The organism is Streptomyces sp. M41(2017), assembly GCF_002078175.1.
In the GTDB taxonomy this organism is placed as follows: domain Bacteria; phylum Actinomycetota; class Actinomycetes; order Streptomycetales; family Streptomycetaceae; genus Streptomyces.
Map to the genome: position 1 here is coordinate 333,391 of NZ_MWFK01000003.1, position 23,479 is coordinate 356,869.

A 23,479-nucleotide genomic window follows, 5' to 3' on the forward strand; every position below is an offset into this window, starting at 1 on the left:
AACGTGACCACTGACCTCGCCGCCTGGACGCACGCCCCCGTCGAGGTCGGGCTGGTGGGAGCCGGCCCCTGGGCCCGGGCGATGCACGCCCGCGTCCTCGCCGCCGGGCCCGAGACACGGCTCAGCGCCGTCTGGGCCCGCCGCCCGGAGGCCGCGCGGGAGACCGCCACCCCCTACCGCGCCCGAGTCGCCGCCGACTTCGAGGAACTTCTCGACCACTGCGAGGCCGTGGCCTTCGCGGTACCCCCCGCCGTCCAGGCGGAGCTCGCCCCTCTGGCGGCGAAGCGGGGGAAGGCCCTCCTCCTGGAGAAGCCGCTCGGCCCCGATCTGTCGGCGGCACGCCGCGTGGCGGACGCCGTCGCCGAAGCCGGTGTCGTCTCCCAGCTCGTCCTCACCAAGCGCTACCACCCCGCGACCAGGGAATTCCTCCGCCGGGCACAGGCAGTCGACGTTCTCGGAGCGCGCTCCTGCTACCTCCACGGCGCCTTCCTCGGTGGTGAGTTCGCCACCGGCTGGCGTCTGGAGCACGGCGCCCTCCTGGACCTCGGCCCTCATCTGCTGGACCTTCTGGACACCGCCATCGCCCCCATCACCGGCATCCGCAGCACGGGCGACGCGCGCCGCTGGACCGAACTCACCCTCGAACACGCCAACGGCGCCGTCAGCCAGGCGACCCTTTCGGGTTCCGTCCAGGTACCGCGCGCCATCACCCGCGTCGAACTGTTCGGCGCCGAGGCACCCCTGATCTACGACACCGCCACGATCGACCACGAAGAGGCCTGGCCCGTCCTCCGCAGGGAGTTCGCCACCGCGGTACGCACGGGCACCGCGTCCGAACTCGACGCCCAGCGCGGGCTCCACCTTCAGACCCTGCTGACCGAGGCCCACCGGAACAGGACCGACGCCGACCGATAGCCCCCTTCCTGGCACGGGCGCCGAACGTGACGGCGGCGGAACACGCCATCGACGAGACCGGAGCGCGCTGGCTGTTCGTCGTGGTGGCCCCGCCCACCGGCGTCATCTACCAGACCCAGGGCGGCGGTTACGGCTGTATCCGCTCGGCCCAGCCCCGCGGCCGCGTCCGGAAGCGCCCGACCCGCGGTGGCTATCGGGGAGTTGCCGTCAGGACGAGGATCGCCTGGTCGTCGTCGCCGTGCCGGCCGTCGGTGAAGGTGTAGACCGTGTCGATGACGGTGCCGATCACGGCCTTCGCGGTGGGCTGGTTCAACGGCATGGCGTCGGCGAGGCGTTCCTCTCCGAGCAGTTCGCCGTCGCTGTCACGGGCCTCGGTGATGCCGTCGGTGTACAGCAGCAGGCTTTCCTGGGGCCGCAGGGTCAGCCGGTGCTCCTGGAGATGGAGGCTGGGCGTGACGCCGAGCAGGGAACCCGTGGCGTCCACGGGACGCGTGCCGTCGGCCGTGATGTGGAGCGGCAGGGTGTGGCCGGCCCGCACGAGTGTGATGTCCAGCCCGCTTTCGGTGGGGGTGAGGTGGCCGTACACGAGGGTGACGAATCCGGTGCCGTGGCTGTCGGGCCGGTTGAGCAGGGCTCGGTTGACGGCGTCGACGACGGCGTCGGGGCCGGGTACAAGCGGTGCGACCGCACGGGCGGTGTGACGGACGAGGGCCGTCGTGGTGGCGGCCATGGCACCGCGACCGCACACGTCACCGACCATGAACGCCCACCGGTCGTCGGCGAGGGGGAAGACGTCGTAGAAGTCGCCGCCGATGTCGAGGCCTTCGCCCGCCGGGTGGTAGTGGGTGGCGATGTCCGCGCCCGGGACCACCGGCACTTCGGGCAGGAGCAGGCCTGCCTGGAGGTCCCGGGCGAGTGCGACGCGCTGGGTGTACTGGCGGGCGTTGGCGGCCGCCGAGGCGGCTCGGCGGGCGAGCTCCTCCGCGAGGGCGACGGTGTGTCCGTCGACCGCGTCCTCGCCCGTGGTGAGGAGGGTGAGGGTGCCGAAGGCGCGGCCTCGGTCGACCAGGGGCACGCACACGTAGCCGGTGACCGACAGGTCGTGCCAGGGGCCGGGGCCGGTGGGGGCGCGCCGGGCGACCTCGCTCAGGCCCGTGTCCAGGACGCGGGCCACGGCATCGTCGGCGGCGTCGTAGACGGGGATGTGGGAGGCGAGCAGCGCCTGCTCCTGGACCGTGGGCGCGGCGGTGGCGACGCGACGGACGCGGCCTCCCTCGATGATGTCGATGGCGCACAGCGGCGCCAGGACCGGCACGCACGAGTCGGCCAGCCGCTGGAGGGCGTCGTGGTAGTCGAGGTTGCTGGTCAGGGCGGTACTGGTTTCCAGGAGGAACGCCAGGTCGTTGCGGGCTGCCCGGGCCCGGGCCTCGGCGGCGAGGCGCCCCTGCTCGGCCTGGTGACGTTCGATGGCCAGGGCCGCCGTGTCGGCGAAGACGCGGGCGAGCGCATGGTCGGCTTCCTGCGGGGCGCGCGGGGCGCGGTGGTACATCGCGAAGGTGCCCAGAAGGGAGCCGTCCCGCGCCAGGATGGGCGTGGACCAGCAAGCGGCGACCCCCGCCCGGTCGGCGAGGTCGCGGAAGTCGTCCCAGAAGGGGTCGGTGGTGATGTCGGTCACGATGACGGCCGTGCGGCGGTGGGCCGCCGTACCGCACGAACCGACGCCCTCGCCGGTGGCGATGCCGTCGATGGCCTGGTTGTAGAAGTCCGGGAGACTCGGCGCGGCACCGTGGCGCAGACGACGGCCGTCGGTGTCCGCGAGCAGCACGGAGACCAGGACCTCGTCGGGAGAGAGGTCCTCGATGGTGCGTGCCATGCCTTCCAGCACCTGCTGCAGGGGGGCTTGCCGGGCGATCTGCTCCAGCAACGCCCGGTGCTCGGCCGTGAGGCGCTGTGCCTGCTTGACCTGAGTCGTCTCCACGCCGAACACCCACACGCCGGTGACATTGCCGCCGGCGTCCAGGCGGGGCTCGTAGGAGAAGTCGAAGAAGGCCTCCCGTGCCGTGGGACCGCTGCCCAGCAGGGCGCGGGTGTCCCGGCCGACGTGGCGCTTGCCGCTGCGGTAGACCCGGTCCAGGAGTTCGAGGAAGCCCTGGTTCGCCAGTTCCGGCATCAGCTGCGCCAGGGGCACGCCCGTACGGGCGCGGTCGTCACCGCCGATCGCCGCGATGAAGGCGGGATTCGCGCTCTCCAGCAGGTGGGCGGGCCCGGCAAGGGAGGCGAACACGGCCGTGGACTGTCCGAAGAGCACGCGCAGATCGTGGCCGGCCTGCTCGTCGGCGTGCGGACGCGCCACGGTGGAAAGGGTGGTCGGTGCCGGCTGTTCCGGTACGCGGGTCATCGCTCCTGCTACCTCTCAGCCGACAGGGACGCCGAGGGAGCGCTTCCCCCGGAGTCGGATCCGTGCCCACCACTGCCGGAGGCCAGAGCAGCCTCCATCGTGCCATGGACGCCGATCGCCTGGTCCAGGCCGGTCAGGGAGAAGGCGCGCGCCACCGTCGCGGGGACCGCCGCGAGCCGTAGTTCGCCACCGTGCGCCGCCAGTCGCTGATAGATGCGGACGAAGCATCCGATTCCCGACGAGTCGCAGAAGTCGAGGGCGGTGCAGTCGACGACGACCAGCGCTCCCTGCCCGTCGGCCTCGTCCAGGAGGCGGGCGGCGGCCTCGTCCAGTTGGACGACGCTGTCGAAGTCGAGTTCCCCCCGCACCACGAGTACGGATGCGGGCGCGGTCGACCGGACCTCAATCGAGAACACTCTTCACAGCCTCCAGCTCGGCTTTCCTCGCCCTCATCGTAAAGATCTCGTGCCGCATCACGGAAACTCGCTCCCGGGCAGGCGGCGGGACCTCGTGATCCGCGCCGGAGGCACGGCGGTGCGGGCCTCTTTACACCGGCGCATGCACCCGATCGCACGCCTCCGCGAAACCCTTCACCGTCTCCGCAGGTTCTTCACTTGTCACCTCCAGGTCACGAGGCGGCACCGCGCTGCGGCGGCCCGCGACGCGATGACAGGCCGCTGACCTGCCCGCTTCTTCGTTCGGGACGCGACGCCGCCCGGCGAGCCGCGATGGACGGAGGTGCGCACCGGAGCCGTAGGGTGGCGAAACGTCCGCCCGGCAGGGCATTTGAGGGACGGCAGGTTGCCAGGGGAGCAACCGGTGGAGGATGGTTGCCCCACGGCAACAATTCTTCGACCGGAAGAGGTGAGGGGTTCGCACAGCGGGCCTTCGTCTTTGTGACTTCAACCCAGCAGGAACACGGCATGAGCGCGCACGCTCCGGCACTCATGTCATGGTCGTCCGTCCCCTACCCGGTCGTGATCGCGGATCCCGCCGGCACGGTGCGGCACACCAATCCGCGGGCCGAGGATCTGTTCCCGGGAATCATCGTGGGCTCGCCCCTCGGGTCGGCCGTCCCCGCCTGGCTGGCGGAGGCGCACACGCACCGGACGGCGGACGACCGGGGCGAGGGCGCCGCGGTGTCCGGCCCGGTGGCCGAGAGGATGTTCGAGGCTCACCCTTCGGTGCAGGACGACGGCAGCGTCGCCTGGTGGCTGACGGACGACACGGACCACCAGATGGCCCGCGAGGCCCTGGAGACGGAGCGCGATCGGACCGCGTTCCTCACCGAGGCGTCCAACACCCTGCTCTCGTCCCTGAACCTCCAGCGCTGCATGGACGTCACCGCGCAGCTGGCGGCCGGGCACCTCGCGGACGCGGCGCTCGTCGTCGCGCCCCGCAGCGGAAACCGTCTGCCCGTCGTCACGTGCACCGGGTACGGACAGCCCGAGCGCTCCCTGCGCGAGGTGAACGCCGAGGACGTACCTGGTCTCGCCGAGGCGCTGCAGGGTTTCCCGCCGGTGCCCTCGCGCTGGATCGATCCCGCGTCCGCCCCGGACTGGCTCGTTCCCGAGGTGTTCGGGCCGGTCGGCTCCATCGTCGTCACGCCGCTGCCCGGCCACGGCGTGCCCGCCGGTGCGCTCATCCTGCTGCGTCGTAGCGAGGAGGCCGCCTTCACCGAACAGGAGGAGGTCTTCGCCCGTCTCTTCGCCGCCCGCGCCGGCGCCGCCATGTCCGCGGCCCGGCTCTACGCGGAGCAGGCATCCCTCTCCCAGACCCTGATGCGCGACCTGCTCCCGCCGGAACTGCACCAGATCTCGGGGGTCGACTTCGCCGGAGGCTACCGCCCGTCGAAGGACCATGAGCGGATCGGCGGCGACTTCTACGACGTCCACCCCGCCGCCACCGAAGGTGAGGCGTCCTTCGCCGTACTCGGCGACGTCTGCGGGAAGGGGCTCGAAGCCGCCGTACTCACCGGCAAGATCCGCAACACGCTGCACGCCCTGCTGCCGATGGCCGACGACCACCAACGGATGATCGACCTTCTCAACGGCGCCCTCCTCAACTCGCACAGCACTCGCTTCGCCACCCTGGTCATGGTCTCCGCCGTGCGCGACGCGGGCTCCGTGCAGCTGCGGCTGACGAACGCCGGCCATCCGGCGGCGCTGATCGTGCGCGCCGACGGCACCGTCGAGGAGGCCACCCGCCGCGGCACGCTCGTCGGCGCGCTCCCCGAGGCCCGCACCACGACCACGCACAGGACCCTGGCACCGGGCGAGTTCTGCGTGCTGTTCACCGACGGCATCACCGAGGCCCGGGGCGGGCCGCTCGGCGACGAGATGTTCGGCGAGGCCCGGTTGCGGGAGGCCCTCGCCCGGTGCGCGGGGATGCCGGCCGAGGCGATCGTGGAGCACGTCCAGATGCTCGCGGCGCAGTGGGTGGGATCCGAAGGGCACGACGACATGGCGGTCATGGTGATCGCCGCTCCCCGTTCCCGGCATCTCAGTGCGGTGGGCGGCCGTACTCGGGGCAGGTTCACCTCATGACCCTCACCGCCACCATCTCCCAGGACCACTGGAGACAGCAGCTCTGGGAGGCCGTCAGTACCGGTGACGAGCGCGCGGCCACGGACACCGTGTTCGACGCGCTCGACCGCGGCGTGACGGCGGAGAGCCTGCTCCTGGAGCTGATCGCGCCCGTCCAGCGCAAGGTGGGCGAGGAGTGGGCCGCCAACCGCCTCACCGTCGCCCAGGAGCACGCCGCCACCGCGATCAACGACCGTGCCGTCGCGGCGCTCTCGCACCACTGTGCCGACGGCACCGCACATCCCCTCGGCCGGGTGACGGTCGCGTGCGTGGACGGCGAATGGCACGGGCTGCCCGCCCGTCTCCTCGCCGAAGTGCTCAAGCTGCGCGGCTGGAAGGTCGACTACCTCGGCGCGCAGGTCCCCACGGGCCACCTCATCTCCCACATCCATCAGACCGGACCCGATCTGGTCGCGCTGTCGAGCTCGATCGCCACCCGGCTGCCGACCGCTCACGCGACGATCACCGCCGTCCAGGCCACCGGCACTCCCGTGCTGGTCGGCGGGGCGGCCTTCGGCAGCAGCGGCCGGTACGCCACCCTCCTCGGCGCCGACGCCTGGGCGGCCGACGCGCGCGACGCCGCCGACCGGCTGAGTCACGGTCCCCTGCGGCGGCCCGCCGCAGCGCATCAGCCCATCGACGACCTGCCGCACCTGGCCGACCAGGAATACACGATGGTCACGCGCACGCGCGCCCCGCTGGTGCGCACCGTGATGAGCACACTCGAAGAGCGCTTCCCCGCCATGCGCGAATACGGCGCAGCGCAGCGTGCGCACACCGCCGAGGACATCGCGCACATCGTGGACTTCCTCGCGACCGCCCTCTACATCGACGACGTGGAACTCTTCACGGGCTTCCTCACCTGGACGGCCGGGATCCTCACGGCCCGCAGGGTTCCCGCGCGTTCCCTCACCCCGGCCCTGGCCATCCTGGGCGAGCAGCTCAAGGACTTTCCCCGCGCCACCCTCATGCTCACCCAGGCCGCCGGCCGTCTCACCGGTGCACGGTCCGTGATCGCCTCCGACACCAGGAACACCGCATGACGCCGCCCGCCCCGTTCGACCCCACCTACCTGCGCCTGACCACCGCGAGTGAGTCCGGCGACGAAGTGCGCCTGGAACTGCACGGGTTCCTCGACTACGACAGCGCCGACCACTTCCTGGCCGTCGCGACCGAGCAGCTCGCCGACAGCTGCGGTCTGCGCGTCCTGCACGTGGACTGTGCCGGCATGAGCGGCATCGACTCCACGGGCCTGGCCATGCTGCTCATGCTGCACCGCCGTACGACCGCGGCCGACGTCACCCTCCGCCTGGCCGGGCGGCCCCCCGCCCTCGAACGGATGCTGGACATCACGGGCACCCTGGAGCACCTCGTCCCCGACCGGGCGGCCGAGGCCGGGGGCCGGTCCGAGTCCCCGTACGCCGAGTACCACCCCGCGTCGGAGAACGGACTCCCCGCCGACTCCGCGGGCCACGGCTCGCACGCCGTGGGACCGGAGATAAGCGGCTGACACCGGGGCCCGGCCGGGAGCGGCTCCGGACGCCCGTCCGTGATCTCCGACAGGCGCCCTCCTGATCCTTGACGGATAGTGGTCCGCGTCGAGCCGTCGCGGGATTGGACGCACATGGACCGCTACCCTCCCATCGCCGAACACGGCCTGGTCGGCGACCTGCAGACCGCCGCCCTGGTGTCCTCCCAAGGCGTCGTGAACTGGTTCTGCTCGCCGAGGTTCGATTCGCCCAGCGTCTTCGCCTCGTTGCTCGACCACGACCGCGGCGGGTACTTCCGGCTGGCTCCCGAGCACGCGGACGTGTCCTGCAAGCAGCTCTACTACCCCGACACCGGCGTGCTGGTCACGCGGTTCATGTCGCCGGAGGGCGTGGGCGAGGTCGTCGACTGGATGCCCGCGAACACCAGCCGTGTTCCCACCGACCGGCACAGCCTGATGCGGGTGATCCGCGTGGTGCGCGGCACCGTGCGGTTCCTCCTGGAGTGCAGGCCGAGGTTCGACTACGGCCGGGCGGACCACGAGCTCGACCTGAGGGCACAGGACGCCGTCTTCCGAGGTCCGGGGATCGCGGGTCACCTCCAGGCCACGTTCCCGCTGACCCGCGACGGCAAGGACGTGCGGGGGGCCATCACCCTCGGCGTCGGCGAGTCCGCCGTAGCCGTCTTCACCACGTGTGCCCCCGACGGTGAGGCGCCCCCTCCGCTCACCGTCGACGGGGTGACGGAGAGCCTGTGGCACGAGGTGGACTTCTGGCAGAAGTGGCTCCACACCTCCCAGTACCACGGGCGCTGGGCGGAGATGGTGAACCGCTCCGCCATCACCATCAAGCTCCTGACCTACCACCCGAGCGGCGCACCGGTCGCCGCCGCGACCATGGGGCTGCCGGAGCAGGTCGGCGGGGAGCGCAACTGGGACTACCGGTACTCCTGGGTCCGGGACGGCGCGCTCTCCGTACGGGCTCTGCTCGACCTCGGTTTCGCCGAGGAGGCGTCGGCGTTCACCAAGTGGCTGGGCGACCGGATGCGGGACCGGGCCGATCTGCCCGGTGAACGCCTGCAGATCATGTACCGGGTCGACGGCGATCCCCATCTGACCGAGGAGACCCTCGACCACTGGGAGGGCTACCGGGGATCGAGGCCGGTCCGGGCCGGCAACGCCGCCGCCGACCAGCTCCAGCTGGACATCTACGGCGAAGCCCTCTACGCCCTGGCCGAGGGCAAGGACGTCGGGGTGGAGCTGGGCTACCACGGCTGGAAGGGCCTCGCCCGGACCCTGGACTGGCTGTCCGACAACTGGGACCGCCCCGACGAGGGCATCTGGGAGACGCGCGGCGGCCGGAACGACTTCACGTACAGCCGCGTGATGTGCTGGGTCGCCTTCGACCGCGGCATGCGCCTGGCGACCGAGCTGAGCCGCCCCGCGGACATCCCCCGCTGGCGCAACGCCCGCGACGCCATCCTCGAACAGGTCATGGACAAGGGCTGGAGCGAGTCCGAGCAGGCGCTGGTGCAGCACTACGGCGGAGACGTCCTGGACGCCTCGCTCCTGCTGATCCCCCGTGTCGGATTCCTCGCCGCGAAGAGCCCCGGCTGGCTCAACACCCTGGACGCCATGGAGCGCAAGCTGGTGTCGGACAGCCTCGTCTACCGCTATGACCCGGCCGCCTCCCCCGACGGCCTGCGCGGCTCGGAGGGCACCTTCAGCCTCTGCACCTACCTCTACGTCGACGCGCTGGCCCGCGCCGGACGCATTCGGCCCGCCCGCTACACCTTCGAGAAGATGCACACCTACGCCAACCATGTCGGCCTGTTCGCCGAGGAGATCGGGCCGAGCGGCGAGCAACTCGGCAACTTTCCCCAGGCGTTCACCCACCTGTCGCTCATCATGGCGGCATCGACCCTGGACGAGGCCATTGACCGGCAGCGACAGCTCCGCTGAGGCGCACACCGAGCAGCCCGGACGCGGCGCGCGCCCCCGTCAGAGCCGTGCCGCCTTCGACACGCTGTACGCGCGTCTGCGGCAGCGGGCGGACGACGCCACGTCCCCCGCCGGCCCCGGTGCACCGGCCGGGATCACGCGGGCGACGGTGCTGGCCGCGGCGGGCGAGGTCCGCACGGGGCGGACGGTCTCGCTCGCGTCCCCCATCGAGACCCGGACGGAGCCCGACGATCCGCACCCGGCCGTCCACCGGATCACCAACCGCCCCAGGACCGCGGCAGCGGGTCTGCAGTTCGCCACCGACCGCTTCGCGATGAACGTCCACGGTGACGCGGACAGCCACCTCGACGCCCTGTGCCATGTCGTCTACGACGGCACGCTGCACGGCGGTGTTCCCGCGAGCACCGTCACGGACGAGGGTGCCACCGCCCTGTCCGTCGCGTCCCTGCACGACGGCATCGTCGGCCGGGGTGTCCTGCTCGACATTCCGCTGCTGCGGGGGGTGCCGTGGCTGGAGCCCGGCGACTGCGTCACCTACGACGACCTCCTGGCCGCGGAAGCGGCGCAGCACGTTCGGGTCGGCGCCGGGGACATCCTGCTCGTACGGGTCGGCCACCGCCGCAGGCGCGAGGAGCTCGGGCCCTGGGACGCCGCACGCGACCGCGTCGGTCTGCACCCCGCCGCCGTGGAGTTCCTGGCCGAACGCCGGGTCGCCGTGCTCGGCGGCGACGGCAACAACGACTCGGCCCCCAGCCTCACCGACGGCGTGGACTTCCCCGTACACGTCCTCGCCCTCCACGCTCTCGGCGTGTATCTGATGGACTATCTGCGGTTCGAGGACCTCGTGCCTCTCTGCGCGGACGCGGAGCGCTGGTCGTTCCTGTGCGTCGTCGCACCCCTGCGTCTGCCCGCCGCGACCGGCTCCCCCGTGAATCCCATCGCCATCCTGTGACGTTCGGGGTTGGATGGTCGCGCCTCGCCCGCATCTCCCCTCCGACGAGGGGACGACCGCAAGGAGCAGCATGGTGGGATCGGCCACGGCACCGGCGATCATCGTGGTGATGGGTGTTTCCGGTTCGGGCAAGACGACGCTGGGCCGGCTGCTCGCCGGCCGGCGCGGGGAGCCGTTCGTGGAGGGCGACGCGCTGCATCCGCCGGAGAACATCGCGAAGATGTCGGCCGGTCGGGCCCTGACCGACGAGGACCGCGCGCCCTGGCTCCGGGCCGTCGCCGACGTGATCCGTGCCGCGACGGAGAGCGGGAAGGGTGCCGTGATCTCGTGCTCGGCCCTCCGCCAGGACTACCGGTGTCTCTTCCGGGCCGCCGGCCCCGGGGTGTGGTTCCTGTACCTCGCTCTGGACCGCGAGGTCGCCGAGGCCCGGGCCGGGGGACGGTCGGGACACTTCATGCCGGTCGCCCTCCTCGACTCGCAGTTCGCCGCGCTGGAGCCGCTGCGGGGTGACGAGCCGGGGCTGACGGTGGACGCGGCCTCCGGAACCGAGGCGATCGTGGAGCGGGCGATGGCCGCTCTGGCGCGCTTCGAGCCTCCTGGGCAGCACTGACGGCCTCACGTCACCGCAGGCGGTCGAGGAGGTGGTCGCCGACTCGCAGAGCGTTCGCGATCGCCGTCAGAGACGGGTTCACCGCCCCGATGCTCGGGAAGAACGACGTGTCGACCACGTACAGGTTGTCGAGGTCGTGCGCCTTGCAGTTGACGTCCAGCGCCGAACTGGCGGGGTCCGTACCGAATCTGACCGTGCCCGCCTGGTGGGCGGTGGCCCCGATCGGCATGCCCTTGTGCAGGTAGATGCTGTGTGACAGCAGATGGTCTTCGTGCATGCCCAAGTGCCCGAGCATGCCCTGGAGTTTGTGCCGGAGTCGGTGGAGACCCGCGATGTTGTTCTTCTCGTCCAGGGCGAGATGGATGCCCCCGTCGCCGTCGAGGGTGACCCGGCTCGTGGGCAGCGGCAGGTCCTCGCCGCACAGCCAGAAGTCGACGGCGTGGTGGGCGAGCATCTCGAACGGCATGTCGGGCGCGACCGCACCGGCCCAGCGCGGTGCCTCGCCGTGGATCTGGTCGGCGTCGGACTTGCCGAGCATCTGGATCCCGCCGAGGGGGTAGTCCCAGTCGTCCGCGCCCAGGTACCAGTCGTGCAGGGCGAGTGTCTTCTGGAACCGGGTGGGATTGGGTTCCTTGGACACGGCCATCAGAGCCAGGTTGTTGTGCCGCATGTAGTGGCGTCCCACGACGTCCGAGCTGTTGGCCAGGCCGCGCGGATGCCGGTCGTTGGCCGAACGCAGCAGCAGGACGGCCGAGTTGACCGCTCCGCAGGCGACGACCACGATGTCCGCCCGGAAGGTCTCGGTCGATCCGTCACCGAGTGCGGTGACGACTCCCGTGACGGTACGGCCGTCCGTGCCGGTCTCCAGGCGCCGTACTTCGGCGTTCGTCAGCATCGTGACGTTGTCGTGTTCGAGGGCCGGATCGACGCAGATCACCTGTGCGTCGGACTTGGCGCCCAGCAGACACGGGAAGCCGTCGACGCGGTCGCAGCGGATGCACGCGCTGCCGTGTGCGGCACGGCCCTGCTCGTCCTGCGTGAGGTCCACGCCGATCGGCAGGTGGAAGGGGTGCAGCCCCTGCTTCTGGAGGTCGTCGCTCAGTTGCTGGATGCGCGGCTCGTGCGCGACGGGAGGGTAGGCGTAGTCCGCGCCGGCCGGACCCTCGGTCGGGTCCTCACCGTGACGCCCGTGCACACGGTAGAGGTGCTCGGCCTGCGTGTAGTACGGCTCCAGATCCTGGTGGTCGATCGGCCAGGCCGGTGACATCCCGTCGTGGTGCCGGAGTTCGCCGAAGTCCTGCGGGCGCAGCCGGAAGAGGGCGGCGCCGTAGAACTTCGTGTTGCCGCCGACGTAGTAGTTGACCTCGGGCGGGAACGGGTCGCCGTGTTTGTCGTACCAGAACTCGGGGGCGCGGTACTTGCCCTTCACGAAGACCGCCGTGGAGTCCCAGTTGTCCCGCTCCCTCGGCAGGTAGTCGCCCCGCTCCAGGACGAGAACGCGTTTGCCGCTGGGAGCCAGTCGGTGGGCGAGTGTGCCGCCGCCGGCACCGGTGCCGATGATGATGACGTCGAAGTGCTGCTCGTCGGCCATGCGACGGCCCCGTTCCTGGAGTTCCGCGCCGCCCCGGCCCTGTCGCGGACCGGCTCCGGCCGAGGCCGTCGGGGCGGCTGTCTGCTGAGACCTCACGTCCGTTCCGGACGGGAACCTATCCCGGCCCCCGGACTGCGGAGGTCCGCGCCGGTCCGGCGGGCCGACGCTTCACCCGAACGCCTCTCCCGGTCGGCGTCCCGCGGGATCCCGGCGGCGCCGCCTCGTCCGGGACGGCGAAGAGGTCGCCGTGGATCTCCTGCGCCTTCACGCCGCCGACGGCGCTGTCGGGCCGGTCGACGTGGGCGGTCTGCCGGCCGTCGGACAGGGCGTGACGGTCACGACGTCGCCGGTGACCAGGGTGACCGCGTGGGTGGCCGTCGGCTTCGCGGGAACGGGGGCTGGGGCTGGGGCCTACTGGGCGCGGCCTGCGCGGGCTCCTGCAGTACGGCGAGCCCGGACGCCACGAGCGACACCCCGGCGAGGGCCGGAGCAGTCGCCGACGTGTGCGTCGGGGGGCGGAGGACGGGGAGGGAGAAAGCACGCCCCGGGTCTACCGGCCCGTCGACTTCGCCGAGAAGGCGGGACGACGACAAGTCCTCGCCATGGCGAGGACTTGTCAGTCACTCCCGGCACCCGAACCGACTCGGCCGCGCTGTCCGGATCGGCCGCGCTCGGGCGCGCGCCAGGGTCAGCCGGGCCGGGTCGCCCGTTCGGATCGGTGCCGGTCGGAACGCGAAGGCCGTTGTCAGGACGGGGCGTCGAGCCGTGCCACGGATCCTTCGCTCAGGCGCCGACCAGCGCCTTGTTCACGGCGCCGAGGAAGTCGTCGAGGTCCTTCGGTGTCCGGGACGTGACCAGGGTGTAGCCGTTCGCGGTGTCGCTCACGACGGACTCGTCGACCCAGTCCTTGGCGCCCGCGTTCCGGATGTCCGTGCGCACGGAGGGGTAGGAGGTCAGCGTCTTCCCGTCCAGTACGCCGGCTTCCACCAGCGCCCAGGGACCGTGGCAGATCGCGGCGATCGGACGCCCCGAGGACGCGAATGCCCTGACCGTCTCCAGGGCCTTGGGTTCGAGCCGGAGTTGGTCGGCGTTGATGGTGCCGCCGGGAAGCAGCAGCAGCTGATGCCCGTCGGGATCCAGAGATTCGAGGGTCGCCGTGGGCTCGACGGTCTCGCCCGGGTCCTTGTCACCGACCAGGGTCTGGATGGGGTCCGAGGACACGGCGGCGATGGTGACGTCGGCGCCGTCCTCCCGCAGTCGGTTGACCGGCACCACCAACTCGTCCTGTTCCACACCGTAGTTGGTGACCAGGACGAGCACGCGGTGACCGTTGAGCGGCTTGTCGGACATGGTGATGCGTCCTTCCTTTCGTTCTGCCTGTGCCGTGGGTTTCAGAGGTCGAGTGAGCGGGGGCGGTGGCTCCCGCGAGACGCCCGCCGGCTCCGTCTCGGCCCGGCGGGCTCCGAGCGCAGCGGTCGCGTCAGCGGGAGACGGACTGCTTCGCCGCGTCCTTCTCGGTCGTGGCGCCGTCCGTGGCGAGTGTGCCGCCCGCGGTCTCCAGGTGCGCCCGGATGAACCACTGGAACTGCTCCAGGTCCCGCAGTTGCCCGATGAGCAGGTCCTCGGTGGCGGGGTCGATGTCTCCCGCCTCCTTGACCGCGGCGCGCAGGTCCTCGATCAGCCCGGTGTACACGAGGTCGAGCGCGCCGAGGTGGGCCATGGCGTCGGCGCGGCCGACGCTGTAGTCCTCCCAGGTGCGTCCGTCGACCAGTGTGCCCGGCGTGCCCTGTGCGACTCCGCCCAGCGCGGCGATGCGCTCGGCGACGTCGTCGGCCATGGCACGGACGCGGTCGACCTGCGGGTCGAGCATCTCGTGCACGGCGATGAAGTGCGGGCCCACGACGTTCCAGTGGACGTGCTTGAGCGTGAGGTGGAGATCGTTGAGGGAGTGCAGGCGCAGCTGCAGTACGTCGATCAGGGAGCCTGCGTCCTCCACAGTGAGGCCGGGGACGGTGTAGCGGGGGGTGGTGGCGCGCGCCATGGTCATATCTCCAGTTCTCTTGCGGTTTGCCCACTCTGGGTACCCGGGACCGGAGGACGCAATCCGCCGTGGCGCATCCGGACCGGACAGTGGTCTGGCTCTGTTCCCGTCCGGCTGCCGTACTGGTGCCGCTCGGCGTCGGGGCGTTCCCGCCGAGTCGGTCAGACGCCGGCACGGTGCCGAACAGGATCTCCCCCACCGGCCGCCGGGTCGCGCAGGGCCGTCAAGAGTTCCGCCAGGCCGCCCGGAGCCCGCCCCCGCAGTCGGGACGCGGTGCGTACGGGGTGCCGGTCGGTGCGGGCGATGCGGTGGCCTGTCGTGGACAGCCGGACCGCGAGGTCGTGGTCCTCGCCGGTGGGCAGCGGGGCGAAGCCGCCCACTCGGAGGTAGGCGGCGGCGGAAACCCCCAGGTTCGCCCCGTGCACATGCGGGTGCTCCCACCTCGACTTCGTCCCCGTGAGACGGCGGGTACGGAAGTATTCGGCGTCGTGGCGGGCCACATGAAGGGCGCCGACCGTGGTGGAGGCGAGGCGGATGGTCCCCAGGACGGCGTCGTATCCCCGGTGCGCCCAGGCGAGCTGGTGGGCGATCCACGTGGTCGGCACGGTGCTGTCGGCGTCCGTCATGGCCAGCCACACGTCCGGTCCGGCATCGGCCAGCAGCGTGAGGGCGTGGCTGACGCCTGCCGCCCTCGCGGCACCGACGTTGCGGTGCCAGGTGGGGACGACACTCGCTCCCTCGTGGACGGCGAGCGTCGCTGTGGCGTCCGTGCAGGCGTCCGCCGCCACCACGATCACGACGGGCACCGGCGCCACGAAGGCGGCGGCCGCGCGCACGCTGCGCAGGCAGGCCTGGACGCGCCGCTCCTCGTCGTGTGCCGGGACCACGACGGCGACGGCGGCGGGCGTCACGCCAGTCCTTCCGCGCGAGCCGGTGAGAGCACCGGGCCGGGACCCGGCCGGTGCTCGTGGACGGTGAGGGTGAAGTCCGGGTCGTCGTAGCGGGCGAGGGGATTCAGGCCGGTCAGGGAGTCGAGCCGGTCGGCGATGTCACGGCCCGTGCAGGTGTGCTCGGCCACCGGGTGGTTCCAGTGGACGGTGACCAGATGGCCGCCTTCACCCAGGCTCTCCGCACTCCGCCGCAGCAGCCGCGTACGTGTGTCGCTGTCGAAGTAGTAGAGGAGTTCCGACAGCACGATCAGGTCGAACACGCCCTCCGGCCACTGGTCGGGCACCGTCATCCGTCGCACGGTGACGTGGTCCAGGCCGGCGGTGCGTCGCGCGGTGGCCTCGACGGCCGAGGCGACGCGGTCGGTGGACAGCACCTGCTCGCACCGGGACGCGAGGAGTTCGGTCAGCACACCCACCGAGCAGCCCGGCTCGAAGGCGCGCCGGTAGCGGCGGCGGGGCAGCGCGGCCACGGTCAGGTCGTACTTGCGGCGGTCGTACCACCGCTCCCCGAGATGCCACGGGTCGGTGGCCTCGGCGTACTGGTCGTCGAAATAACTCGCCGGGGTGTTCAACGGATCACCGTCTCGAAGGTGCGGGTGTGGTGGGCGATCTCCTGCGCGGGCAGCACCGGCCCGACTCCGCAGTCACGGCCTTCGAGCTGGCTGATGAACCGGGCCAGGGCGGCCTTCTTGCGGTCGACCGCCGCCTGAGCCAGGGGGAGGACCGAGACGCGGTCCCAGGGAACGCGAGGGTCGTACGGACGCGCCCAGTGCCACATCCAGACCGGGTAGAACCACACCGGTGTGGACCGGTCGCCGCAGGCATCCCGGGCGGCCCGACCGGCGGCCTCGTGGTCGCTGTGCAGGTCTCCCACCCAGGGCGCCACGCACACGGCGGCCCCCACTTCGTCCAGCACTTCACCGATCACGGTCCGTGCCCGGCTCTCGTGCTCGTCGAGACCCGTGTCGGGGAGGCCGGCATGCACGGCGAAGGGCAGGTCACCGAGATCGCCCAGGGCCGCGGCCAGCTCGCCGCGACGGCGGGCGGCCAACTGCTCCCGGTCCGGCGTCGGAAGGGGACCGTGCGAGGCTTCCCCGTCGGTCAGGCACACCGTGCGCACCGTCGCACCGGCGTCGAGGAGAGCGGCCATCGCGCCACCGAACCCCAGCACCTCGTCGTCGGGATGGGCGGCCACGACGACGACGGGACCTTCCGGGAGAGCGAGGTGGGGCAGCAGATCCGGGAGGCGTGCCGCCAGCCACTCCGCCTCGTCGGTGCCCTGAGCGTCGATGGCCGCGGCGGCGGCCGACCTCTCGGCGCCCATGGTCTCCGCCGAACTCATCGTGTCGCCTCCGCCGCGTCCGTCGCGATCAGACGGCCGAGTTCGGCCAGGTTCGCCTCGGCGTGGTGCTGACGGACGTAGACCGTCAGGTCCGCGACGGCGCGGGCGTGCCGCTCGTCGTGGCACAACGGGCCGGCACCCGTGGCGCGCCCCACGTGGTCCAGCACCTCGGTGCACACCTTCTCGGCGAGGGCTCGCACGCGCATGCTGCGCACGCCGGCCTCGTTCCGGACGTCGAGGGGGTCGGCGTCGATGTCCTCCCCCGCCTGGCGCAGGATCGTGTCGGCCGCGTGCAGCAGGACGTCGACGGATCCGAGATGAGCGGCCGCGTGCGCGTTGAGCCTGCCCGCCGCGCCGCGCTCGTACAGGGGCGCCGCGACGGCGTGGGCGCCGCCCAGCCAGCACGCCGCCACGCCGATGCCTCCATGCTGGAATCCGGGCCGGTCCAGATAGCCCTCCACCGGGCCGACGGCTCGCGCGGGCACGGCGGTGAAGGACACCTCCAGGCTGTCGCTGCCCGCCATGCCGATCGCGGGCCAGGTCCCTTCCACCGGTCGGACGCCGGGGTGGTCCAGGGCGACGGCGAACAGGCGGTAGCCGTCCTCGGCGTCCGCTGTCACGAGGGCGTGGGTGCAGGCGTGGGCACCGGAGCAGTAGGGCTTGACGCCGCTCAGCGTCCACCCCCGTTCGCTGCGGGTGGCATGGGTACCGGGTCCTGGCGGGCGTGCGGCCCAGACACCCCATCTCTCGCCCGCGGCGGGCAGGGGCTGGCCCAGTTCGTGCAGGATCGCGGCGGCGTCCAGGTGCCCCTCCGCGAGCCGGGCGAGGGAGAGGTCGCGACGGCCCAGCGCCATGAGGGTCGCGAATCGCCGTGCCGTCGACCGGCCCGGCAGGGGCACGCTCGGTGCCTCGCGCTCGACGAAGTCGGCGAACAGGTTCGCCGTGCGCTGTTCCGGTGTGCGGAGGCGGTCGGGGATCTGGGGAGGCGTGACGGTCACGCGGACCTCCTGCGTACATCGTCGAGGGTGTCGGGAGGCGTCTGAGTATCCGCAGGCCCGTGGTCAAAACACGCGACACGCCTGGTCCGGTGGGCGGTCGGCGCCCGTGGACCGGGCCGGTCGACCCGCGACCGGCCAGCACGCCCCTGTGCACAAGGGCCGCTCGGGCGGACGGGGCGCCTTCCGGTGCCCTGAGCGGCGGCCCTCCGGCCGGAGCCGACGGTCGGTGTCGTCCCTGCGGGCGGGGTGGACGCCGTGCACAGCCAGCATCCGGCAGCTCACGGACCGCCGCCACTTCGCGAGGCGTCGCCCTTGTGTGGCGGCGATCGCTCGGCATACCTCGGCGGAACGGTGGCACCTGCATGGCCGTACCCGGGCGGCGCGGGAAGGGGTCGGTCGCGCAGGTGCAGCGCGGAGAGCGCGCCGCCTGACGCCGGCCCGCGGCGGGGCATCGCTCGGGCGGCCCGCCCGGACCCTTCCGGACCGGTCGCCCGTCACTGTCCGGCGGGGGGGGCGCTCCGAAGCGCCGTACACATCCCACAGGTGATGTTCCGACGAATTCGGGGCAAACATGTCGAGACGAGCAGGTCGCCGGGCGGTGCCGCCCTGCGAGCGCGGTGCCGAGCGCCGCGTTCCCTCGTCAAGTCGAGGCAAGCCACTCCGGGTTCTTGGAGGACCGCGTGGACGACCGCGTGACAGAGCTGGGGAATCTGCGGAGCGACAACACCCACCTGCACGAGACGATGCGCTCCGGCGCCGTGGTGGACCATGCCATCGCGGTCGTCGTGGCTCTCGGGCAGCTGGCGCCGGAACAGGCGGAGCACATTCTTCAGGAGCTCGCTCGGCACACCGGGATCAAGCTGCGTCACGTCGCGCAGTTGCTCATCGAGTGGACCCGTACCGGACGGCTGTGCGCCGACCTCCGTACGGAACTCGACCGGCAGCTCGCGGGACACACCAAGTCTCCGCAGGTCGGCGTCTGAGCTGGTCGACGAGTGCGCCCGTTCACCCCCCGGCGCCCGCACCGCACCGCGGGCCCGGGGAACGCGGGTCAGCGCCCCAGCGCCTCGCGCAGCTGCTGCTTGTTCATCGAGGAGCGCCCTTCGACGCCCTTCTTCCTGGCCTCTGCGTACAGCTGGTCTCGTGTGGGGCCCTGGGCGCCGCTGTGCGAGCGTTCGCCGCCACGTTGCGACGCGGACTTCTTGTCGCGTGTGGACGTCCTGCTCGCCGTCTCGGACTCGCCCGCCCTGGCACGCTCCTTGTTGACCGTCCGGGCGGCGATCTCCTTCGCCCGGGCGGTGGACTCGCCTCGCTTCTCCGCGCTCTCCTTGACGTGCTCGTACTGGCGCTCACGTTTGGGACTGGAACCTGCCGGCATGACGTCTCTCCTTGTCCTTCCGAAGGGTCCTTCCGAAGGCCGGTCGGGCTGAACGGCCCGTGGTACGAGGGGTTCCCCGTCCAGAGGCACGCACGCGCGGGAACCGCCGCCTCCACTCCAGCGCAAGACCCTTCGGAGCGCGACCCAAGGGGCATGGACATGGAGGGCGCGTACGTCAGCCCTTGGGCCGTTCGATGCGGAGTCGGGCGCCGGAGAGCAGCCGTTGCGCGGAGGCCAGTACATGCCTCGTGGCCGTGCTGCCGTGGAGCGCGGCGCGGGCCGCGTTCGCTCCGCAGGCGCCGTGGACTCCCCCGCCCGGGTGCGCCGACGCCGAGGCGAGGTAGAGCCCTCGCACAGGTGTCTCGGGGCGGCCGGTACCCGGCACCGGCCGGAAGACGAGTTGCTGATGGAGGTTGGCCGTGCCGCCGTTGATCGCACCCCCGTGCAGGTTGGCGTCCATGGCCTGAAGGGTGGGAGGCGCGAGGATTCTGCGGGCACGGACGAGTGAACGGAATCCCGGCGCGTACCGCTCCACCTGGCGTTCGACCCGGTCGGCCATCGCCTCCTGCTCGCGCTCGTCCCAGGTTCCGGTGATGTTGTCGGCGCCCGCGTCGCCGAGCACGGTCTGCGGGACATGTGTGTAAGCCCAGGCGCTTTCGGTCCCCAGCGGGGAGCGCGAGACGTCGGCCGTCGTCATCTGTCCGAGCAGCGTGAAGGGCCGGTCGGGCACGCGGCCGGCGGCGAGTTGGGCCGCGAAGCGCGTCATCTCGTCGACCCCGTCGGACAGATGCACGGTGCCGGCGCCGGCCGCCTCCGCCGCGCTCCAAGGGATCGGACCGCTCAGCGCCCAGTCGATCTTGACCGTGGCGAAGTCCCATTGGAAGCGGTGCATGCTGTCGAGCAGGCGGCGCGGCAGGTGCCGTTCGTCGACCAGGCCGCCGTACAGGTCGGGTGCCGAGACGTCGGCCAGAACGCCGCGGCCGACCGGGATCACCTCACCGCTCTCGGTACGCACTCCCACGGCCCGGCCGTCTCGCACGACGATCTCGCGTACCGGCCGGCCGCAGCGCACGCTGCCGCCGCGCCGTTCGAGCCGGCGTACGAGCGCGGCCGAGAGGCTTCCCGCTCCGCCGACCGGAACCGGAAAGCCGTACTGCTGTCCGAGCATGCACAGCAGCCATCCGAAGCCACCGCTGCCGGCCGCCTCCGGTGCCAGGTCGGCGTGCAGTGCGTTGCCGGCCAGCAGCAGGCGTCCCGCCTCGCCCCGGAACTCCTCCTCGCCGAGCCTGCGGGCGGGCAACGCGAGGGAGCGGACCAGGGGGAGGCCGGCCGGGCCACGCAGCCTCCTCGCCAGGCCGGCCCCTGCCCTGAGCGGGGGAAACGGAGTGAACAGGGCGTCCAGAAGCTGCATGCTGATCCGGTCCCACGTACCGCACATGCGCGTCCACGCGGCGCCGTCTCCTTCGGCGAAGGCGTCCAGTCCCTTCGCCGTCGCCTCGGTCGACCGTTCGAGAACGGCGCAGCGTCCGTCGGGGAGGGGGTGGGCGAGCACGGACGGGGCATGGGCCCAGCGCAGTCCCTCCGCGTGCAGGTCCATGTCCCGGATGACCGGGGACGCGGCGGCCAGGGGGTAGAACGCACTGAACATGTCGCTCACGTAGTCGGGGTGCACTCCGTGATCACTGCGGACGGCTCCCCCGGGCCGGCTCTGCGCTTCCAGCACCTCGACGCTCCACCCCGCGTCGGCCAGGAGGTTCGCGGCCACCAGGCCGTTGGGACCGGCTCCGACCACCACGGCGTCCAACATGGCGACTCCTCAGGCCCCGCGGACGAGGCCCTCGGGCGCGGGCACTTCGGCGGAGGTATCGGCAGCCGGCCGACGCTCGACGACCTCCGCGAGGCGGGCGAGCATCTTGCGGTGGCGCAGTTGGATGAGGACCTCCAGCGGCGCGGTGTGGAGGGCACCGCCCAGGCCGCGCAGCGGGTGTTCGTCCACCAGAACCAGCGAGTGGGCGCCCCACGCGCGTACCTCGATCGCGATACGTGCCGTACCGAGCCGGCCGCTGTCGGCCTCGAGCTCCAGCCATCGAGGGCGCTCCATGCGGCGCACGACCGTCCGCCCCTCGTACGCGAGGCGACCGCGGCCGAGGACGTACGTCAGTCGCGCCCCGACCTGCGGCCACCGGCCGTCCGCCGGTTTCGACTCCGAGGTTCCGACGACCCACTCGGCGTAGAGCCGGGGGTCCTCCAGAACCGCCCACACGGTCTCGGGAGACCGCTCGATCACCTGGTGCCGAATGGCCACGACGGGCTCCTCAACCAGTGACGACATCGCGACGAGTAGCGCATATCGGGCGAGTGCCCCTCTGGGGCCACACCATGCGCGGCCCTCCCGTGCGTTCCGTCGGCTGCTGCCGCCCGGTCCGCGTCCGTCGGTCGGACTGCCCGGCGGGGGCGGGACCCTCGAGGTCGACGGCATCACCGACGGCCGGCCTCCGCGGGTCCACGGGCTTGCCGCAGACCCATGGACGTCTTGCCGCAGGCCCATGGACGTTTCCGCCGGGGCGCGGCTGCGCCCTCGGCGCCCGGACGACTCTTGAAGTCACAGCCCACCGGCCCGTCAGCGCGTCACCCCGGTCCGCTCGTCACGTGGTCGCCGAGGACGCCGAGGACGCCGTCAACGGCTGTTCGGCGCCGTGAGTACGGACGTCAGTTCCATCACCGCCAGCAGGCGGCTCACGCTCGGCTGAAAGGACCCGCGCAGACGAAGTCGCGCGCCGGCCGCCTGCGCCTTCTGCCGGGCCCGTATGAGAACACCCAGCGCGGCGCAGTCGCAGAACGAGACGTCGGTGAACTCGACGTCCACCCATCCGGCGCCGCCCGCCAGTACGTCCTCCAGCTCGTCCGCGAGGCGCGGCGAGGTCAGGTAGTCGACCTCGCCCGCCACCCGCACGATCGTCCTGCCGCTCGCGCCCGCGACGGACAGATCCATCCGCGAGTCGGCGTCGTCTCCCTGGCCCATGCGCGCCGAGTGCCCACATGGTGACAGTCGATGCTCATGTCTTTTTCTCCCCGTCTGCGGTTTCTGGTGCGGGCGGCAGGGCCGGCCGTCGAGACGCCCACGACGGGCTTCACGCCTCGACACGGCGCCGGAGCCGGCACGGTTCCGGCACCCGCCCGCAGGCCCTTCCGGCTCAGGAGACGCGGAGAAGGGTGGTGGCCGGGCGGATCGCGTCGGGCCCGAACTTGGCACGGATGCGGTCGCTGACCTCCTCCGCCACGAGGCGGGTCTCGCGCACCCCGTCGAGGCTGATCTGCTCGGCCACCCGGTCGGCGGCGACGAGGTCGTCGGCCTTCAGCGTGATCGCGGTGATCCGGCCGCGCTGGAGCCCCGCGGCGTCGATGAGCCGGTACGCCATCGTGCGGAGGTCGTCGTCGTGGGCGGAGGCCTCCGGAAGCCGCCGGGACTTCTCCCAGGTGGTGCCACCGGCGAAGCGCAGCGCCAGGGTCAGACCGCGAGCGGCCCGGCCACCGCCGCGCAGCTGGACGGCAAGGGTGACGACGAGGTCGAGGAGGGCCGCGCGGACGGCGGCACCGTCCAGGGTGTGCCGGGGGAAGGCACGGTGGACGCTCGCGGTCGCGGGCAGCGCCCGCGGGACGACGGGGCGGGGGTCGACGCCACGGGCACGGTCGGCGGCCTGCCGTCCTGCCCGGCCGCCGAGAAGTCGCTGCGCGGTGGCCGGCGGGACGGTGGCCAGCAGGCCGACGCTGTGGACCCCGTAGTCGCGCAGCGCCTGGGCCTGGCGGGGTCCGATGCCGTGGAGGGCTTCGACGGGCAACGGTCCGAGCCAGTCCGCGACCCGGTCCGGGGGCACGGCGAGGACCCCGCCCGGGCGGGGAACCTGCCCGGACGCGGTGGCCGCGACCGTGATGGACGACCCGATCCCGATCCGTATGTCGACGCCCAGCCGGGAGATGGTCCGTACGCGCAGCATCTCCGCCAGCCGGACAGCGTCCGCACCGTGGTAGCGCAACGCACCCTTGAGTTCCGACAGGGCGGCTGTCGGAGGCAGCGCCTGGACGACCGGCGACAGTTCCGCCATCTGTTCGAGCACCTGCCGATAAACGTCCTCCGGCAACCGCTCCGGGCAGCGCACATGCATCACGCTCGCCTCGCTTCGCACCTCGACCTCGGACGTCACGGCACTCACCTCCTCCCCACAGACTATCGAACTATTATTCGAACACGCGAGGTGGCGAAGCTGGGCGGC

General features: G+C 72.0%; 22 protein-coding genes. 8 read left to right on the top strand and 14 right to left on the bottom strand.

Going from position 1 to position 23,479, the window contains the following annotated elements:
- The first annotated feature begins 3 nt into the window (after window positions 1-3).
- Window positions 4-915: a Gfo/Idh/MocA family oxidoreductase gene (locus B0675_RS38170; protein WP_081224359.1), complete on the top strand. Its 912-nt coding sequence runs from the start codon at window positions 4-6 to the stop codon at window positions 913-915.
- Between the two features lie 190 nt (window positions 916-1,105).
- Here the strand turns inward: B0675_RS38170 and B0675_RS38175 are convergent, their stop codons facing one another.
- A complete protein-coding gene (locus B0675_RS38175) occupies window positions 1,106-3,313 on the bottom strand; it encodes a SpoIIE family protein phosphatase (RefSeq protein WP_081224360.1) in 2,208 nt (735 codons plus the stop codon).
- 8 nt (window positions 3,314-3,321) lie between these two features.
- Window positions 3,322-3,729, bottom strand: a complete 408-nt coding sequence (locus tag B0675_RS38180; RefSeq protein ID WP_081224361.1) for an STAS domain-containing protein — start codon at window positions 3,727-3,729, stop codon at window positions 3,322-3,324.
- A 507-nt stretch (window positions 3,730-4,236) separates the two neighbouring features.
- Here B0675_RS38180 and B0675_RS38185 point away from each other — a divergent pair.
- From B0675_RS38185 to B0675_RS38210, 6 genes are all read left to right on the top strand, one after another.
- Window positions 4,237-5,859, top strand: coding sequence for a PP2C family protein-serine/threonine phosphatase (locus tag B0675_RS38185; RefSeq protein WP_241540174.1), 1,623 nt, complete (start codon window positions 4,237-4,239; stop codon window positions 5,857-5,859).
- Window positions 5,856-6,941, top strand: coding sequence for a cobalamin B12-binding domain-containing protein (locus B0675_RS38190; RefSeq protein WP_081224362.1), 1,086 nt, complete (start codon window positions 5,856-5,858; stop codon window positions 6,939-6,941). Before B0675_RS38185 ends, B0675_RS38190 begins: the two co-directional genes overlap by 4 nt.
- Entirely contained in the window at window positions 6,938-7,408 is a 471-nt protein-coding gene (locus tag B0675_RS38195) for an STAS domain-containing protein (RefSeq protein ID WP_081224363.1), read from the top strand. The genes B0675_RS38190 and B0675_RS38195 overlap by 4 nt, the downstream gene beginning before the upstream one ends.
- A gap of 78 nt (window positions 7,409-7,486) precedes the next feature.
- Window positions 7,487-9,346 carry a glycoside hydrolase family 15 protein gene (locus B0675_RS38200; RefSeq protein WP_277625269.1) on the top strand — a complete coding sequence of 620 codons (1,860 nt, stop codon included), beginning with the start codon at window positions 7,487-7,489 and terminating at the stop codon, window positions 9,344-9,346.
- Window positions 9,347-9,479: 133 nt separating this feature from the next.
- On the top strand, window positions 9,480-10,298 hold the full coding sequence (locus tag B0675_RS38205) for a cyclase family protein (RefSeq protein ID WP_241540196.1): 819 nt from the start codon (window positions 9,480-9,482) through the stop codon (window positions 10,296-10,298).
- A gap of 70 nt (window positions 10,299-10,368) precedes the next feature.
- Window positions 10,369-10,908: a gluconokinase gene (locus B0675_RS38210; RefSeq protein ID WP_081224365.1), complete on the top strand. Its 540-nt coding sequence runs from the start codon at window positions 10,369-10,371 to the stop codon at window positions 10,906-10,908.
- A gap of 10 nt (window positions 10,909-10,918) precedes the next feature.
- On the opposite strand, the gene B0675_RS38215 is transcribed toward B0675_RS38210, so the two are convergent.
- The 7 genes from B0675_RS38215 to B0675_RS38250 all read right to left on the bottom strand — a co-directional run bounded on the left by B0675_RS38215 (window position 10,919) and on the right by B0675_RS38250 (window position 17,830).
- Window positions 10,919-12,499: a GMC family oxidoreductase gene (locus B0675_RS38215; RefSeq protein ID WP_081224366.1), complete on the bottom strand. Its 1,581-nt coding sequence runs from the start codon at window positions 12,497-12,499 to the stop codon at window positions 10,919-10,921.
- A 783-nt stretch (window positions 12,500-13,282) separates the two neighbouring features.
- Window positions 13,283-13,849, bottom strand: coding sequence for a type 1 glutamine amidotransferase domain-containing protein (locus B0675_RS38225; protein WP_081224367.1), 567 nt, complete (start codon window positions 13,847-13,849; stop codon window positions 13,283-13,285).
- A 130-nt stretch (window positions 13,850-13,979) separates the two neighbouring features.
- Complete coding sequence (locus tag B0675_RS38230; protein ID WP_081224368.1) at window positions 13,980-14,540, bottom strand: DNA starvation/stationary phase protection protein; 561 nt, start codon at window positions 14,538-14,540, stop codon at window positions 13,980-13,982.
- A 161-nt stretch (window positions 14,541-14,701) separates the two neighbouring features.
- Window positions 14,702-15,451 carry a glycosyltransferase gene (locus B0675_RS38235; protein ID WP_081224369.1) on the bottom strand — a complete coding sequence of 250 codons (750 nt, stop codon included), beginning with the start codon at window positions 15,449-15,451 and terminating at the stop codon, window positions 14,702-14,704.
- On the bottom strand, window positions 15,448-16,062 hold the full coding sequence (locus B0675_RS38240) for an SAM-dependent methyltransferase (protein WP_081224370.1): 615 nt from the start codon (window positions 16,060-16,062) through the stop codon (window positions 15,448-15,450). The genes B0675_RS38235 and B0675_RS38240 overlap by 4 nt, the downstream gene beginning before the upstream one ends.
- Complete coding sequence (locus B0675_RS38245; RefSeq protein ID WP_081224371.1) at window positions 16,059-16,832, bottom strand: PIG-L family deacetylase; 774 nt, start codon at window positions 16,830-16,832, stop codon at window positions 16,059-16,061. Before B0675_RS38245 ends, B0675_RS38240 begins: the two co-directional genes overlap by 4 nt.
- The gene (locus tag B0675_RS38250; protein ID WP_081224372.1) at window positions 16,829-17,830 is read right to left on the bottom strand and encodes an acyl-CoA dehydrogenase family protein; all 1,002 of its coding nucleotides are present in this window, start codon (window positions 17,828-17,830) and stop codon (window positions 16,829-16,831) included. The genes B0675_RS38245 and B0675_RS38250 overlap by 4 nt, the downstream gene beginning before the upstream one ends.
- Before the next feature lie 680 nt (window positions 17,831-18,510).
- Between B0675_RS38250 and B0675_RS38255 the strand changes: the two genes are divergently transcribed.
- On the top strand, window positions 18,511-18,813 hold the full coding sequence (locus B0675_RS38255) for an ANTAR domain-containing protein (protein WP_081224373.1): 303 nt from the start codon (window positions 18,511-18,513) through the stop codon (window positions 18,811-18,813).
- Window positions 18,814-18,881: 68 nt separating this feature from the next.
- Here B0675_RS38255 and B0675_RS38260 read toward each other — a convergent pair whose 3' ends face one another.
- The 5 genes from B0675_RS38260 to B0675_RS38280 form a co-directional block, all read right to left on the bottom strand.
- Window positions 18,882-19,208: a plasmid stabilization protein gene (locus tag B0675_RS38260; protein WP_081224374.1), complete on the bottom strand. Its 327-nt coding sequence runs from the start codon at window positions 19,206-19,208 to the stop codon at window positions 18,882-18,884.
- Between the two features lie 175 nt (window positions 19,209-19,383).
- Window positions 19,384-21,015 (bottom strand): NAD(P)/FAD-dependent oxidoreductase, encoded by a 1,632-nt coding sequence (locus B0675_RS38265; protein ID WP_081224375.1) that lies wholly within the window; start codon window positions 21,013-21,015, stop codon window positions 19,384-19,386.
- A gap of 9 nt (window positions 21,016-21,024) precedes the next feature.
- Window positions 21,025-21,513 (bottom strand): SRPBCC family protein, encoded by a 489-nt coding sequence (locus B0675_RS38270; RefSeq protein WP_081224376.1) that lies wholly within the window; start codon window positions 21,511-21,513, stop codon window positions 21,025-21,027.
- A 372-nt stretch (window positions 21,514-21,885) separates the two neighbouring features.
- A complete protein-coding gene (locus tag B0675_RS38275) occupies window positions 21,886-22,230 on the bottom strand; it encodes an STAS domain-containing protein (protein ID WP_081224377.1) in 345 nt (114 codons plus the stop codon).
- A gap of 172 nt (window positions 22,231-22,402) precedes the next feature.
- Window positions 22,403-23,371 carry a hypothetical protein gene (locus B0675_RS38280; protein WP_081224596.1) on the bottom strand — a complete coding sequence of 323 codons (969 nt, stop codon included), beginning with the start codon at window positions 23,369-23,371 and terminating at the stop codon, window positions 22,403-22,405.
- Window positions 23,372-23,479 lie beyond the last annotated feature (108 nt).